The sequence below is a fragment of the Paenibacillus sp. JJ1722 genome (assembly GCF_048282685.1).
Taxonomy (GTDB): Bacteria; Bacillota; Bacilli; order Paenibacillales; family Paenibacillaceae; genus Paenibacillus; species Paenibacillus polymyxa_B.
The window spans coordinates 3,410,267-3,423,982 of sequence record NZ_CP182500.1 but is presented as its reverse complement, the minus strand read 5'-3'; the positions used below and the strand labels follow the sequence as shown (position 1 = coordinate 3,423,982).

The window sequence follows — 13,716 nt, the reverse complement described above, 5'->3', positions numbered from 1 at the left end:
AGAGTGAGTTATAGCAGAGAAGATATCCTTCGGATTGCGAAAGAAGAAAATGTTCGTTTTATTCGTTTGCAATTTACAGATTTGCTGGGCACTATTAAGAACGTTGAAATTCCGGTTAGTCAACTGGAAAAAGCATTGGATAATAAAATGATGTTTGACGGATCTTCCATAGAAGGTTATGTGCGTATTGAAGAATCTGATATGTATTTATATCCGGATTTGGACACTTGGGTTGTATTCCCTTGGGTAACCTCGGATCGTGTAGCTCGTTTGATCTGCGATATTTATAAGCCGGACGGAGTTCCGTTTGCAGGCGACCCGCGGGGTATCTTGAAACGTGTACTTAAGGAAGCAGAAGAGTTGGGATACACTTCGATGAATGTCGGACCAGAGCCTGAATTCTTCTTGTTCAAAACGGATGAAAAAGGCGAGCCGACTACAGAACTGAATGACCAAGGCGGGTATTTTGACCTGGCTCCGATGGATCTGGGTGAAAACTGCCGTCGTGAAATTGTACTTAAGCTTGAAGAGATGGGCTTCGAAATTGAAGCATCTCATCATGAAGTTGCACCTGGTCAGCATGAGATTGACTTTAAATATGCAGATGCAATTAAAGCTGCCGACCAGATTCAAACGTTCAAGCTCGTTGTTAAGACGATTGCTCGTCAGCATGGTTTGCATGCTACCTTTATGCCAAAACCTTTGTTTGGTGTAAATGGCTCCGGTATGCACTGCAATCAATCCTTGTTTAAGGATAATGAAAATGTATTTTATGATGAAACGGATGAACTCGGATTAAGCCAGACGGCCCGCCACTATATGGCTGGTATTCTTAAACATGCACGTGCAATGGCAGCGATCACGAATCCAACGGTAAATTCCTACAAACGTCTCGTACCAGGTTATGAAGCGCCTTGTTATGTGGCTTGGTCTGCAAGCAATCGCAGTCCAATGATTCGGATTCCCGCATCTCGTGGTCTGAGCACTCGCGTCGAAGTTCGTAACCCTGACCCGGCGGCGAATCCTTATTTGGCCTTGGCAGTGATGCTGAGAGCCGGTTTGGATGGTATCAAACGTCAGTTGGCTCTGCCAGCTCCGATTGATCGTAACATTTACGTGATGTCTGAGGAAGAGCGGATTGAAGAAGGCATTCCAAGTCTGCCTGCAGACTTGAAAGAAGCTTTGTCTGAGCTTATTCGGAGCGAAGTTATCTCTGACGCACTGGGCGACCATGCTCTGGCCTACTTCTATGAGCTTAAGGAAATTGAATGGGATATGTATCGCACCCAAGTGCATCAATGGGAACGTGATCAATATCTGACTCTTTACTAAAATGTGAAATGCCTGTAATGTCGCGGTTATTTTAGGGATTGTAGTGGGGGGACATTTTAAAGGAGATTATTATTTCTTCTGAGGCGTCCCCCAAACGTCCCCCGATTTTAAATTAGTTGAACTAAGTATATTGGCAGTATACTGTTCGTATTTATCTATGTTGCGCTTTTCTAGCTTTTTAGAAATATGAGCATAGACATCATACGTAATTTTCGCACTTTCGTGACCGAGTTGTTCCTGGATAAATGTAATATCGGCACCAGCTTCCAACATGAGCACCGCATATGAATGTCGAAGAGAATGGATATGGAAGTCCTCGCTTAAACCTGCGCGTTTAAGAATGCGCTTAGAGGCATTGAATAGAGTAGATTTAGGCATTGGGTTTCCATCATTCTTGCATAAGACCAAATTCAGATCGTGTCTATACATAGATTCACCCAAAGTATTCTTATTTTGGTTTTGCCACGTTTCATGGTATATCAAATCATTTATCAACCCCGTGCTGACAATAATTGTGCGAGTGGATTTTTGGGTTTTTGTATCTCCGAAAAGTTCATCCTCATGTTCTGGTTGAAAATCAAGAGTTTCATCAATATATATTTTTTTCTGCTCGAAGTTAATGTCAGACCATTTTAAAGCTGCTGCTTCACCTTTTCGCATACCAGTTTCGAGTAATACTTTGAAGAAAATCCAGTAAATATATCCATAGCTTCTAGCAGCATGAAGAAAATTAGGGATATCTTCAGAATCTATGAACTCAACAGATTCCTTTTTTCTTTCTCCTTTAATGACTGATCCTTTACATGGATTGCGTTCCAGTTTTCCTTGAATTATTGCGTGTTCTATTGCCCCATAAACTGTTGAGCTAATGATCTCAACAGTTCTCCGACTTAACCCCTTCCCTAAACACGAATCTAAGAATTTCTGGTACATATCTGGTTTTAAATCTTTCAACATCAACTGCTTGAAATAAGGCTTGATGTGAGTGTTCAGGCTGTTCATATGTTGTTTGATAGTATTTTTCCTTACGACTCCCTTCTTGTAATTGTCAATCCAGTTCTGTATATACTCAACCAAAGCTACATCACTTTGCTCATAACCTTGCTTAACATTTTTTAGAAATTCAGCTGCAGCTAACTCAGCCTCCGGTTTTGTGCGAAATCCCCGCTCCGATTTTTCTCTCGACTGTTGCGTAAAAGGGTCAGTGTACTTTAATCGGTATCTCCAGCCGCTCTTTAACTTTTTAAAATTTGCCATATTTAACCCTCCAAAAGAACATATGTTCTATTTTTGTGTATATAAAACCGCCTTGGGCGGTGGAAGCGCAAGTTAGGTTAGAAATTTATATAATTCAGGCGGGATAGAGCACCGGCGCAAAAATTGTTCTCTGTCCTCTCCGGGTTGGGGAGAGGCTGAAGCGGTCAGAAGCTTAACAGCAAACTGATTTGCTTGTCTTTCGTATTTGCCTGCATTATAAAATGATTGTTCGTCCAAAAAGAATCTGCTGATCCCTGGATGGAGCCGATCATGGGCGAGTTCATGCGCGCATATGAATTTTTGCCAAGGGTCACTTAACCCTAGATGTATCGCAATGAAGCGGCGACGAAGTTTACGATAGTACATTCCACGGGTGCTCTCCCCTAAATCACAATGCCAAACCTGAATATTCAACTGAGAGGCTATTTCAAATGGGCAGTTGGTCTTGTATCTCCTTATGAGCACATGAATTATTTTATCCATATCTCAGTCCTCTGTCTTTTTACGACCGTAGGTGTCTTTATTCTTCTTTTTAGCATCCCAGAACATGGCTTCCATGACTCGTTTTATTTTTTCCTTGTCTTCGTCTGCAATCGGGACTCCATCAAACATTACCGGCTCATCTTCCTCAAGCATGGTTTTAAAGTCTCGGATATCTTTAGAAGCAGCCCATTCTGGGTATTGTCGATCATCTTTATCGTTTTCTGTGCGACAAAGCAGGTAATCAACACTTACATCAAAATACTCAGCTAATTTTGAAGCAACCTCAGCGCTTAAAGTGCGACTCCCTTTTTCGATATTGTATAGAAATTGAGGGGTAATCCCCAAAAAGTCAGCTACCTGAACTCCTGATTTCTTTTGTGATTTTCTGAGCTCTCTTATCCGGTTAGGATAACTAGACATGTCCTATGAACGCCCCTTTTAAACTAATTGATGAATTAATCATATCAACAAATAGATTAAACTTCAAACAACAAATAGATTAAAATGGAGCAAATAGGCGAAAAAATGAGCATTTTAACTAATCTATATGGTTAATTCTAAGAATTGCTCTTATTTGAATCTATTTGATTAATTTATCGTTTGATTTAATTAATCAAATAGATTAATATGTATCCATCGGAGGTGATGATATGAAGGTTTCTGAACAAATGAGACCACTTATAAACGAAAAAGGATTAAATCCCTCTGAGCTGGCTCATTTAGTCGGATGCTCCCCGCAATACATGCACAATTTGCTGAATGGGAACCGACGATGGAACGAAACCACGCTCAGCAAAGCCTGTAACGTATTGGGCTTAGAGATTAAGCTGGTTCCAGCAAAGCAGAAGAAAGAGGGAGAGCCCATTGGATAAAACGTTAATCGCCGATGATCTGTTACCCATCTATCAGACATCGGCTATGTGCCTCATGTAAGGCAAAAGGCACACTGGAAAGCAAGTAAAACGTCGATGTTAGCTCAGGGGTGGCGGGGAAGGAGGAAATTATGTTATCGGTTACCGTTGACGAAAAAGAAGCCCGTCTACTTTTTAAAGCTAAAATTGCTGAAATATTAAAAGAGGTTGATGCTGAGTATGTATTCTGGGATGCGGCAGAATTGAAACGCCGCACATGCATGAGTTGGAACTTTATACAAGAACAATTTTTCTATCATCCAGGATTTCCAAAACGGAAAGTAGGGAGCAAGTGGTATTTTCCTGCGAGAGAAACTCGTGAATTCTTGGAAAATTGGTTATCAGAACAATCTTATTAAAGAAAGGAGAGCAAAACTAAATACACCCAATATTGAACAACTGAATAACCGACTGCCTGATTTAAAGCATGTAAGCACGAATGATTTGATCAATGAACTGGCAACTAGACCAGGGATTGAAAAGATATCCGTTGGATCATACCAACACTTTGAACTTAAAAGAAAATATCATAAAGAACATTTGTCTGATGAGGATATCTATGTAGAAGCAAAGGAGGTTCTTGTTGTACTACCAAATCTGAAAACAGAAGATTCATTAGGAACTGTGGAGAGATTTTGGCAAGAGCGATCTGATCTTATCGAAAGGTCCCAAAGACAGAGCTAAAGGAGGGTAAACCTTGTCTTTTTATCATCATCCCATTAAAAGAGATAACGCAATGACTCACGTTATCGTTTCGGGATATTCTATCAATCAACCAACCGAGTCGGATATTCCATCAAAAATGGTCCAAAGTAAATTAACTATTGAATTGATGTTTACTAGCAATGATTGCAGCCCAGCTAAATATGAGGCGTTCTTGAACAAGTTTCAGCATTTCTTGAATGACAACTATCAATAGCCTATCTGCTTCTTGATAATTTGAGCAATAACATTTGAAGCAATGCTAGAAAGCATGGAGATTGAAACGCTGGAGAACCTGCTAGCAATGTCCTTGGATTTTATCCAAACACCATTGTCTCGGATGTTATCTAAGAATTGGTGTCCTTCCCAAGTCAGGCTTGAGATATAAAAATTATGCACCTCATCGCCAGCATACTGAACTTGGGCGTTAATGTAATTTGCTTCAATTAATCTTTGAGTTGTATAAATTATTTCTTCAAACGAATATGGCTCAGTAAAAGGATTGCTATTGAATGTGTGTTTAGTTACTTCGTTACCGAATGGTTCAGATTCTACGGCTAAAAGTAAATCTCTTATGCAGTCTTTGTTTAACTTCATAATCACATGTCCTCTCATTGTAATTTATCATTACTTTGAAATTCGGTATAGGGGCAGAAAAACCTTTAGAAAGGAGATTTAACTTGCAAATTGACATTAACAAAATAAAAGTCAGTGACCGCATTCGCAAAGATTTCGGCGGTATTGAAGAACTGGCCCAGGATATAGAACAAAACGGACTCATTAACCCTATTGTAGTAACACCGGATTATCAGCTTATTGCCGGAGAGCGGCGTTTGAGAGCGCATCAGTTCCTTGGACGCTCAGAAGTGACAGTAAGAATTATGGAAATCAAAGATTTTGAACATCAGCTTCAGCTTGAGATTTCTGAAAATGAACATCGTAAAGAGTTCACTTTTTCTGAACGAGTAGAATGGGCGCGGCGACTTGAAGAGGCCGAACGTTTGAAAGCCAAAGAGCGCATGGCTGGAGGTACGGAAAATTTTCCTGACCAACCTACCGGGCAAGTACGAGACATTGTAGCGGATCAAGCAGGGTTCGGCTCTGGCAGACAGTACGATAAGGCGAAATTCATCGCTGAAAATGCCACTCCTGAGATTATTCAGCAGCTTGATGAGGGATTAATCAGTACCCATAAAGCTTTTGTTGAAACCAAAGCCCGCCTAGAAGCTGCTGTCCGCGAAGCCGAAGAGAGGGCCGAACAAGCAGAACAAGAGAAACTTGCTCTGCAACGCCGGTACAAAGACACAGTTCCTGTTGACCAGGTTGACGAGGCTGTAGCTGCTGCGGTAGAGCGCCATGAAGAAGAAACGAACGTGTTTATCCGGCAGAAGGAAAAAGAGGCTGAGGCTCAACTTAAACAACGAGATGAATACTGGAAGAATAAGCTCAATGAAGATTTAGAACTGGAGCGTTTAAAAGTTGAGCAGTTGAAATCTGGCTACCAACAGAAAAAAGAAGAGTTGGAAGCGATGAAATTGCAGAAGACAGATGATTTTGATGAGCAGCAAGCGGAATTGAAAATGAGGAAGCTTCGTTCTGAGTCCAATATCAACGCCTTACAACTGAATACCCATGTAAAAAGATTTCTTGAAACGGTTGGAATCACTTCATTCATGCTAGGTGCAATTGGGGCTGCAAACATGGGGGAGAAAAAGCGCTTGGGGGAAAGCCTTGATATGTTGCAACGTTTTATAGACCAAGTTAGACCAGCCGTAAACGGCAGAAAGGTGGTAGAAGTATATGACATTGATAAACAATAATCAACAACCGGATTATATGATGCTGGTGGAAAAGCAACTCCAACTTACAGAATCTCAAGGAGTTGCCATTCGAGGCCTGTGGGACGGAATGAAGAAGATGCAGGAGGATGTTACTGGAAAAGTTGAGGAAGTCCAGATGATGGTTCAGGAGGTTCGAGACAGTGTTACGCTCACAGATGCCGAATGCTATCAGCTACAAAATGCTGTCCGAGTTCGATCTGTTTCTCTCACGAAAGATCGTTACAAGGAAACCGACGGCAAGTTTAATGAGACGGTTGGCAAATACCGACGCATGATTTGGAGTAAGCTGAAAGTTTTGTTCTCAGTTGCAAAGTACAGTCACATCCGGCGCATAGATTTTGATGATTCCATTTACTTCGTTAAAGAGTTTCGTCCAGAAGACTATATCTAAGAGGTGAAGGATTATGACTCTACCGGAATTGGCTCGTATATGGTTCGAAAATGAATTACAGCATGCCATTATCGTTCGTAACATCCGGCGTAAGGACAAGTCAAAATGAGCAGCAAGATTTACTCTATTCCAATCGTGGATGATGAAGGATTCAAATTTACATTAGATCAACCAGCAGACTCACTTATAGCCGCTGTATTACTCATGCATCGCTGGCTGAATTGTCAACATGCGGTAGATACCGAAATGCTGGGGTTAACTGAACAGGATAAGAAAAAACTTGCTCTACAAAAGGAAAAGGAGCTTAGTGAGCAAAAACTTCAAGGCATTTATAAAACTCAATATGCAATTACGGATAGTCCATGGCCTAACCACGTTTGTATCCAGAAGATGAAACCTTTGAAGGAACAAGAAAAACAGTTGAAGGCTAAAATATCCGAACTTGAAGCGGAGATATGGAGCTGAGAGAGTTGGACGAGCAAAAAAAATCTAGGGTGCTTAGAGCACAATTAAGGGAGCTATACGATGACAGTATTGATGCTGTCAAATTCGGATTACCGACTGACGAAATTCATGCTCAAATAGGCTTGCTTACTGCCGAACTAAGTGAACTTGAGGAATTTAAAAACGAAGAATATGAAGGGCTAGAGGCTCCTAAGGAATCAGGATACAAGATATCTGGTAAAGGAATAGGTTGCTGCGATCATTGTGGTAAAGAGATATTCGAAGGTCAGAAACACCCCATTCCAAATGAAGAAGGACTTTTCTGTAATTACTATTGCCGTAAGTTATACCGCAAAAGAAAAGACAGAGAAGCCCAGACAAACAATCGTGCTACCAACACGATCATTTAATAAACAATTCAACGGAAGTATAACACAAGATTTTGAAAATGAAAATAGGAGGCCTGTCTTGTGAGAGGAGACAAAGATTTTAGCATCTGGAATACAAGCATAGCTATAAGAGGCGATAAAGAAATTTCTCATCCTACCTTTTTACGAATGTTAGACATGATGAGAAATAGAGGTTTTGTCGTTGGATCAGATCCACAAATAGACCGTGACTATCCTATTCTTTCGGAGGATCGTTTTGCTGGCAACAAGGGAGAGCTTCTGTTTGTTGGTGAAAAATATAATTGTGGTGCAAAACTCGAATTCTATCAAGAAATTAATGTAGAGAACCCAAACGGCGGTAGATATGACTTTAATAAATTTGAAAAGATGCCTTATCTACTCCAAAAGCGGTTTCTACTTGAGGTCAGATATATGGAACAATTTTTACTGGAGGAAGGATTCACTTGTGACTCTGAACCAGTACTAAAAACGTCATACGAAAAGGTATTCCATGAGCTTAATTCACCAAGCAGACACTGGATTTCAGAAAATCTTCCTGATTATAACGCTCTTGATAAAGATGGGATACGGATTAATAACGGAGAAGTGAAGTATTTCAGGGATAGAAAAGGAACGCTGATGCGCGGGACTGTCTACCACAACATTAATAACATGTGGTGGGTGATTGTAAACAAAGATCATTACACCAATTTGGCTGCTTTTGAACTGTTTGACCTAGACACTGTTCCTGAAAATGCAATCAAGAAGCTGATTCGGAGATCAGGGCATAACAACCCTAAATCAAGGTTTGTTCCTACAGAAGGACAATTGAAAGATTGGAAACGAAGAGCAAAACAGGCTGGCAGGGAAGGCAGAATCCAATTCGCTAACGCTATACTTGGATACCTCTATGAAATCGGATGGGTATCACGAAAATTCCAATTGTTCATCAAGGAAACGAAGCGGCTCGGTCTTGTTGAGACAGAAGGAAATCCTTATTTTCTCGGCATGAGGATGGGAGAGAAGAAATACGATCCGCCTAAATCTATTCCTTTGTATCCTATGCCTCAACAGATGTCTGGTACAGAGTCTGGTTGGGTAGAAAACTTGCGAGATTATGTCACGTATGGTAAGCCAACAGTCTCCCGGTGGTTTTGCAAAGATCGAAACGGCGAAGGTGGACAAGCATACCTTTGGCCTGAGGTTAGAGAACGATTACTCCATATAGGAGCGCATGTATAAAAAAAGGAGTGGCTGCATTGTCTCTACAAAAACAATATACGCTCGGAGAGCTTTATAGTCTTGCGGATCAATGCAGCCATGATTACCCGGCAACGCTGGCTCGAAAGATAGAATTGCTTACCGAGGTTCAAATTCTGCTGGGTCGTAAGGCCGCTGAAGCTGTGAGGGATTACAAAAAGATCTATGCCAATAGGAAGCGCGTTTATGCTGAAGCGTATATCGCGGCAGAGAATCTTAGGGAGCAGCGAGCGGAATTGGCGGTTATTGATCTTCGTATCCAAGAAGCAAATGCAGAAGCTGATAAGGTCCGCTGGAGTAATGCTGTAGAAAGTAATGACCAGGTAATAAACTCTTTAAAATACAGCCTAAAGGTTCTGCTAGCGGAGTTTGGAAACAACGCCAGCGGGATTAGATAGTATTCAGAAAGTACCGGGGTGAGGTGAGTGGTAAGTCCCCAATTAAAAGACGGTTTCATAGGAATAGCCAACAGCATTTGGGATGAAATCATAAGCCGAAAGTTTACTGAGAGACAGCAAAAGATATTAAAACTCATTTTGCGGCTTTCCTACGGATGCCAGAAGAAAAGTGCAACAATCCCTCTACTAACTAATTTTGAGCTGTGTGGTGTACGTATACAGGACGCTAAGAAGGAAATTACCTATCTGAAGCAGTGCAAAGTAATAGAGTGGGACGGTAAGCAAATTTATTCTTTAAATAAAAATTATGATGAATGGCGTGTAAGTCTCGTTAAAGAATGGAACGAGGAAAAATTCAAAGAACTTATTTCAATAAATCTTGCAGTATATAAAGTTACGAAAAGTGTAAGTAAACAGGCGGGTGATAAAGTGGGAAGTTACGAAAAGTGTAACTCAGTAGTTACGAAAAGTGTAAGTGGAGACTTACGAAAAGTGGAAGTCAAAGAGGATGAAAACCCTTGTGGGAGTAAGGACGAAGGCACTCCTAAAGACATGTTTAAAGACAATATTAAAGACAGTAGTTGTTGTTTAACGCCTGATATTGAAATCAACTCTAAAGATGAGGGGATACCGTCTTCCCGGCAAGGTACCGTTCCTGCCACTTCTGAAACAGATACTGACTCTGAACAGAATGAAATATCATCTTCAGATATTGATTATCGGCAGGCTGTAGCTGATAAATATCTTCGTCGTCGTGGGAAGGGCCTAGAAATAACGATTGCTGATGATCAAGCGATAGACGAGCTAATCAAGGAAGGTGTACCACTTCAAACTGTTTTAGATGGCATTGACCAGGCTTTTGACAATTTCAAACCGAAGCACAAGCGTGATGAGATTAGAAGTGTAAGCTACTGTGCAACGGTCATTTATTCACTGCATGCATCTCGCCAAACTGCTGATCAAAATGCTGTTACAGTGGAGCGTGAACAGGAAAGTGATTCTGTGCTTCAATCGGACGAGCAATACAACACGGATAATTTACAAAAAATGCTGGCTGAGTTAAGAGCAAAGCAGGGAGGCTGATAACGTGGGGAGCTTCCAAGAAGAATTAAAGGCTTTAGTGCCTTCACAATTTTACGAACGCCAGGCTGCTGCCATTCAGCGCATAGAGAACCACCCTGAGATCCAACGACTAAAACAGAAATACCCTGATCGGACAGCAGATTTAACAAGTCCAAGGCACTACAGGGATGTATCACAGCATCTTTCATACTGCGATGCATGCGACGCTTGTCCCGGATTAAAAGCATGTCAAAACGAACAGAAGGGGCACATGAGCGTTGAGGAACCGAGTCCAACCCAATCGGACGAGTTGGTATTCCGGTTTCGGAAATGTAATTTGCTGAAGCAGTATGAGAAGCAGCAGGGCATCAGCCAGAGGATCAAGAGCCACTATATACCATCACACATACTGGAAGCTACCTTTGATGACATAGAGCCAGATCCGCAGAGGCTGGCTGCGATCACAGCAGCAGTAATATTCTGTAGCACGTTCGTTCCAGGTGAAACGGTTGAAGGATTATATCTTTATGGGCCAATGGGTGTGGGTAAGAGTAGGGTCGCCGGAGCAATTGCTCAAGAGCTTGCAAAATGTGATGTAGATGTACTCATGGTCTATGTGCCCGACTTTTTGTTGGAGGTCAAAGACGCTATCGGTTCCAAGACGGAAACGGTGGAGAGCAAACTGGATGCTCTCAGAACAGCGCCTGTACTCATACTTGACGACATTGGAGCTGAAACGCTTACCATATGGACGAGGGATGAAGTGTTGGGGCCTATACTCCAGCGACGCATGGAGAGGTTACCGACGATCTATACGTCAAACCTAACCATGATTGAGTTAAAACAGCACTTGGCGAATGTGAAAGACAGCAAGCCGAGTGAACAGAATGACAAAAAGGCGGCTCGGATCATTGAGCGTATCGAACCATTTGTAAAAATACTGCCGGTGGGTGGTAGAAATAGACGGAGGGATTAAGGGTATGTGTAGAACTTGCAGTGGCAGTAAGGTGGCATATAAGTTCAATGGCTCCATCGTAATGTTGGGACCTTGCCCGGAGTGCAATCCTAATGCGAAAAAGGAGGTCAAACCTTATGAATATAGTAGTGGACAGCGCTCTATTAGCTGAGGCTTTGGAAGATGCCAGTAAGGCTATTTCAGCCAAAAACATCATGCCAATACTTGGTTGCTTCTTAATTGAAGCCAACAACGAGGGCCTAACAGTAACAGGAACTGATGATAGAGCTACGATACAATCGTATATTTTCGACGAGCATGTTCAAATTGAACGGAGTGGAAAGGTAGTTCTGCCTGAATTGTTTTTGAAAATGCTCAAGAAATTAAGTGGTGACGTTCGGATTGAGTCTAAAGATGGTATGAATGTGATTATCACGTCCCGGAATAAAGAAATCGAAATGGCAGGATTGGACCCCGAGGAATTTCCTCTGCCTCCTTCAATAAATGACAATGAATACATTGAAATTACTGGGAAAGATCTAAAGGGATTATTCAAAAAGGCTATCTTTGCGGCAGACATTGATGGTAAAGACATGCCCATACTAACTGGAGCAAATGTCTACCTAAAGACCGGGAAAATAGGAATGGAAGCAACCAATAGGCATCGCCTTTCAAAAACGGAAAAGGAAATTGAATCGGGGGATTTTGGTAGTGCTGTGATCGAAGCAAGAGGTCTGGTCGAACTACAGAAGATCATTACAGATAAGGACGATGTTCAATTTGGCTTTTCAAAGGGGAAGGATGATCGGGTAGTTTATGCCTTTGCTCGCACAGAGAGATTCACTTTTTACTCTCGTGTTTTGGAGGGCGAGTATCCAGACATACACCAGATGGTTATTGTTCCTGATAGTGGTACGAGGATAGAGATAAATAAACAAGAATTTTTGGAATCTGTTGAACTTATCTACACTCTGGCAAAAGAAGAGAAAAATAATATGGTTAGGCTTAATTTAACTGAGAAAGAAATAAATATTCGCGGAAAAGGAAAGCAAACGGGTAAGGCGAGCGAAAGTATTGTTCCTATTAAGTTTACGGGACAGGAGCTAACCGTTTCCTTGAATTCTAAGTATGCTATGGATGCTTTGAAAGCTTTAGATGGGGAAAAAGTCACCTTGGTTTTTGCAGGCAAAATGAAGTCTATTTTCATTCTTAGCAATGAAGATAATCAAAGCGTCCATATTGTACAACCTTACAGGACGGTAGATTAATGAGTAAATACAATGCAAAAAAAGTGATTGTTACAGCTGATGGAACACTATTTGAGGAATGGCTGATAAAGAAATATAACCTTGATGTAACTGGTATTCGCTTCGACAGCAAAATGGAAGGTGAGTATTATCAAGAATTGCTCATGCTGAAGCAGCTGGGAGAAATAAAGGATTTTGTCTGTCAGCCCAAATACATCTTACAGGAAAGCCCGAAGGTGACCTACATTGCAGATTTCCTTGTTACTGACCTTGATGGAAGCCAGCGAGTAATTGACATAAAGGGAGTTGAAACGGCTACCTTTAGAGTGAAGCTGAAGCTTTTCCTACTAAAATACCCGACTTTACCAATTGAAATACTTGTAAAGCGGCGTGGAGAATTTATCCCTACACAGCAGGCCAAGAAAGAACGAGCAGATCGAAAGCGAGCAATCAATAAATTAGTAAAACGAGCCGAAGGAGAGATTAAAAATGTCAGAACTGGCCGGAATAAAAGTCAGATTTACCGTAATCAAAAATGAGGATGCTGAAAATTACCTTGATGATCGGGATAAAAGTGAGTTGTCCCGCATTCTTTGGAAAATCCAAGAGTTGCGACATCTAAATGGAAAGCCGGCTTTAAATACCTATCTGGTAGTTAACACCGACGAAACATATGCGGCTGATATAGTCCGCATCATGCAGGCTAATAACCATTGGGGACCAGTGATTGACCCTAATCAGGCGGAGTTGAAGTATGACGGAGATATGCTTATTCTACCGGAGACGGAGGAGGCGATTAAATGAAGCACTCTCAAAATGAAATTGAACGTCCAGAAGTAACACAACGGATCATAGAATTGCTGGACAAACAAAACGAGAAAGGTCTAAAAAAGTATGGAACCACCATAGACCAGGTATCAGATATGGCCTATGACTGGAAGCTCATGGCGCTGGAAGAAGCAGCTGATTTGATTCAGTACCTTCAGAAAGAAGTCATTCGACTCGAAAGGTTGCTAAACCCGATCTAAGAGGAAAACAAAAGGA

General features: G+C 41.4%; 20 protein-coding genes. 16 read left to right on the top strand and 4 right to left on the bottom strand.

Annotation, left to right across the window (positions count from 1 at the left end; translation table 11 throughout):
- Window positions 1-3 precede the first annotated feature (3 nt).
- Entirely contained in the window at window positions 4-1,332 is a 1,329-nt protein-coding gene (gene glnA / locus ACM1ND_RS15225) for a type I glutamate--ammonia ligase (protein WP_013310575.1), read from the top strand.
- Between the two features lie 69 nt (window positions 1,333-1,401).
- On the opposite strand, the gene ACM1ND_RS15220 is transcribed toward glnA, so the two are convergent.
- The 3 genes from ACM1ND_RS15220 to ACM1ND_RS15210 form a co-directional block, all read right to left on the bottom strand.
- Window positions 1,402-2,589: a tyrosine-type recombinase/integrase gene (locus tag ACM1ND_RS15220; protein WP_418026263.1), complete on the bottom strand. Its 1,188-nt coding sequence runs from the start codon at window positions 2,587-2,589 to the stop codon at window positions 1,402-1,404.
- Between the two features lie 72 nt (window positions 2,590-2,661).
- Window positions 2,662-3,072, bottom strand: coding sequence for an ImmA/IrrE family metallo-endopeptidase (locus ACM1ND_RS15215; protein ID WP_418026262.1), 411 nt, complete (start codon window positions 3,070-3,072; stop codon window positions 2,662-2,664).
- 3 nt (window positions 3,073-3,075) lie between these two features.
- Window positions 3,076-3,492, bottom strand: coding sequence for a helix-turn-helix domain-containing protein (locus tag ACM1ND_RS15210; protein ID WP_418026261.1), 417 nt, complete (start codon window positions 3,490-3,492; stop codon window positions 3,076-3,078).
- 230 nt (window positions 3,493-3,722) lie between these two features.
- On the opposite strand from ACM1ND_RS15210, the gene ACM1ND_RS15205 reads away from it, so the two are divergent.
- The 3 genes from ACM1ND_RS15205 to ACM1ND_RS15195 all read left to right on the top strand — a co-directional run bounded on the left by ACM1ND_RS15205 (window position 3,723) and on the right by ACM1ND_RS15195 (window position 4,667).
- The gene (locus ACM1ND_RS15205; protein ID WP_418026260.1) at window positions 3,723-3,944 is read left to right on the top strand and encodes a helix-turn-helix domain-containing protein; all 222 of its coding nucleotides are present in this window, start codon (window positions 3,723-3,725) and stop codon (window positions 3,942-3,944) included.
- Between the two features lie 131 nt (window positions 3,945-4,075).
- The gene (locus tag ACM1ND_RS15200) at window positions 4,076-4,342 is read left to right on the top strand and encodes a group-specific protein (protein ID WP_418026259.1); all 267 of its coding nucleotides are present in this window, start codon (window positions 4,076-4,078) and stop codon (window positions 4,340-4,342) included.
- Window positions 4,302-4,667: a hypothetical protein gene (locus tag ACM1ND_RS15195; protein ID WP_418026258.1), complete on the top strand. Its 366-nt coding sequence runs from the start codon at window positions 4,302-4,304 to the stop codon at window positions 4,665-4,667. The genes ACM1ND_RS15200 and ACM1ND_RS15195 overlap by 41 nt, the downstream gene beginning before the upstream one ends.
- 228 nt (window positions 4,668-4,895) lie before the next feature.
- Here the strand turns inward: ACM1ND_RS15195 and ACM1ND_RS15190 are convergent, their stop codons facing one another.
- Window positions 4,896-5,282 (bottom strand): DUF2513 domain-containing protein, encoded by a 387-nt coding sequence (locus ACM1ND_RS15190; RefSeq protein ID WP_068942303.1) that lies wholly within the window; start codon window positions 5,280-5,282, stop codon window positions 4,896-4,898.
- An 83-nt stretch (window positions 5,283-5,365) separates the two neighbouring features.
- On the opposite strand from ACM1ND_RS15190, the gene ACM1ND_RS15185 reads away from it, so the two are divergent.
- The 12 genes from ACM1ND_RS15185 to ACM1ND_RS15130 all read left to right on the top strand — a co-directional run bounded on the left by ACM1ND_RS15185 (window position 5,366) and on the right by ACM1ND_RS15130 (window position 13,700).
- Window positions 5,366-6,505, top strand: a complete 1,140-nt coding sequence (locus tag ACM1ND_RS15185) for a ParB N-terminal domain-containing protein (protein ID WP_418026257.1) — start codon at window positions 5,366-5,368, stop codon at window positions 6,503-6,505.
- Window positions 6,486-6,917, top strand: a complete 432-nt coding sequence (locus tag ACM1ND_RS15180) for an ORF6C domain-containing protein (protein ID WP_418026256.1) — start codon at window positions 6,486-6,488, stop codon at window positions 6,915-6,917. The genes ACM1ND_RS15185 and ACM1ND_RS15180 overlap by 20 nt, the downstream gene beginning before the upstream one ends.
- A 105-nt stretch (window positions 6,918-7,022) precedes the next feature.
- Window positions 7,023-7,382, top strand: a complete 360-nt coding sequence (locus ACM1ND_RS15175) for a hypothetical protein (protein WP_418026255.1) — start codon at window positions 7,023-7,025, stop codon at window positions 7,380-7,382.
- 5 nt (window positions 7,383-7,387) lie between these two features.
- A complete protein-coding gene (locus ACM1ND_RS15170; RefSeq protein WP_418026254.1) occupies window positions 7,388-7,771 on the top strand; it encodes a hypothetical protein in 384 nt (127 codons plus the stop codon).
- 60 nt (window positions 7,772-7,831) lie between these two features.
- Window positions 7,832-8,992 carry a hypothetical protein gene (locus ACM1ND_RS15165; RefSeq protein ID WP_418026253.1) on the top strand — a complete coding sequence of 387 codons (1,161 nt, stop codon included), beginning with the start codon at window positions 7,832-7,834 and terminating at the stop codon, window positions 8,990-8,992.
- Window positions 8,993-9,000: 8 nt separating this feature from the next.
- Window positions 9,001-9,408: a hypothetical protein gene (locus ACM1ND_RS15160; protein WP_310166041.1), complete on the top strand. Its 408-nt coding sequence runs from the start codon at window positions 9,001-9,003 to the stop codon at window positions 9,406-9,408.
- A 27-nt stretch (window positions 9,409-9,435) separates the two neighbouring features.
- Window positions 9,436-10,491 (top strand): replication protein, encoded by a 1,056-nt coding sequence (locus ACM1ND_RS15155; RefSeq protein ID WP_279834926.1) that lies wholly within the window; start codon window positions 9,436-9,438, stop codon window positions 10,489-10,491.
- Between the two features lie 4 nt (window positions 10,492-10,495).
- Window positions 10,496-11,446 carry a primosomal protein DnaI gene (dnaI, locus tag ACM1ND_RS15150; RefSeq protein ID WP_418026252.1) on the top strand — a complete coding sequence of 317 codons (951 nt, stop codon included), beginning with the start codon at window positions 10,496-10,498 and terminating at the stop codon, window positions 11,444-11,446.
- A gap of 116 nt (window positions 11,447-11,562) precedes the next feature.
- Window positions 11,563-12,693, top strand: coding sequence for a DNA polymerase III subunit beta (gene dnaN / locus ACM1ND_RS15145; protein WP_418026251.1), 1,131 nt, complete (start codon window positions 11,563-11,565; stop codon window positions 12,691-12,693).
- Complete coding sequence (locus ACM1ND_RS15140) at window positions 12,693-13,211, top strand: DUF1064 domain-containing protein (protein ID WP_076158471.1); 519 nt, start codon at window positions 12,693-12,695, stop codon at window positions 13,209-13,211. The genes dnaN and ACM1ND_RS15140 overlap by 1 nt, the downstream gene beginning before the upstream one ends.
- Complete coding sequence (locus tag ACM1ND_RS15135) at window positions 13,162-13,476, top strand: hypothetical protein (RefSeq protein WP_179085381.1); 315 nt, start codon at window positions 13,162-13,164, stop codon at window positions 13,474-13,476. Before ACM1ND_RS15140 ends, ACM1ND_RS15135 begins: the two co-directional genes overlap by 50 nt.
- Window positions 13,473-13,700, top strand: coding sequence for a hypothetical protein (locus ACM1ND_RS15130; RefSeq protein ID WP_025685301.1), 228 nt, complete (start codon window positions 13,473-13,475; stop codon window positions 13,698-13,700). Before ACM1ND_RS15135 ends, ACM1ND_RS15130 begins: the two co-directional genes overlap by 4 nt.
- Window positions 13,701-13,716: the final 16 nt, after the last annotated feature.

Coding starts and splice junctions, on each gene's coding strand:
- ACM1ND_RS15190 (WP_068942303.1), bottom strand. CDS start 5,282: ATGAAGTTAAACAAAGACTGCATAAGAGATTTACTTTTAGCCGTAGAA.
- ACM1ND_RS15200 (WP_418026259.1), top strand. CDS start 4,076: ATGTTATCGGTTACCGTTGACGAAAAAGAAGCCCGTCTACTTTTTAAA.
- ACM1ND_RS15175 (WP_418026255.1), top strand. CDS start 7,023: ATGAGCAGCAAGATTTACTCTATTCCAATCGTGGATGATGAAGGATTC.
- ACM1ND_RS15205 (WP_418026260.1), top strand. CDS start 3,723: ATGAAGGTTTCTGAACAAATGAGACCACTTATAAACGAAAAAGGATTA.
- ACM1ND_RS15140 (WP_076158471.1), top strand. CDS start 12,693: ATGAGTAAATACAATGCAAAAAAAGTGATTGTTACAGCTGATGGAACA.
- ACM1ND_RS15135 (WP_179085381.1), top strand. CDS start 13,162: ATGTCAGAACTGGCCGGAATAAAAGTCAGATTTACCGTAATCAAAAAT.
- ACM1ND_RS15210 (WP_418026261.1), bottom strand. CDS start 3,492: ATGTCTAGTTATCCTAACCGGATAAGAGAGCTCAGAAAATCACAAAAG.
- ACM1ND_RS15220 (WP_418026263.1), bottom strand. CDS start 2,589: ATGGCAAATTTTAAAAAGTTAAAGAGCGGCTGGAGATACCGATTAAAG.
- dnaN (WP_418026251.1), top strand. CDS start 11,563: ATGAATATAGTAGTGGACAGCGCTCTATTAGCTGAGGCTTTGGAAGAT.
- ACM1ND_RS15180 (WP_418026256.1), top strand. CDS start 6,486: ATGACATTGATAAACAATAATCAACAACCGGATTATATGATGCTGGTG.
- ACM1ND_RS15215 (WP_418026262.1), bottom strand. CDS start 3,072: ATGGATAAAATAATTCATGTGCTCATAAGGAGATACAAGACCAACTGC.
- ACM1ND_RS15130 (WP_025685301.1), top strand. CDS start 13,473: ATGAAGCACTCTCAAAATGAAATTGAACGTCCAGAAGTAACACAACGG.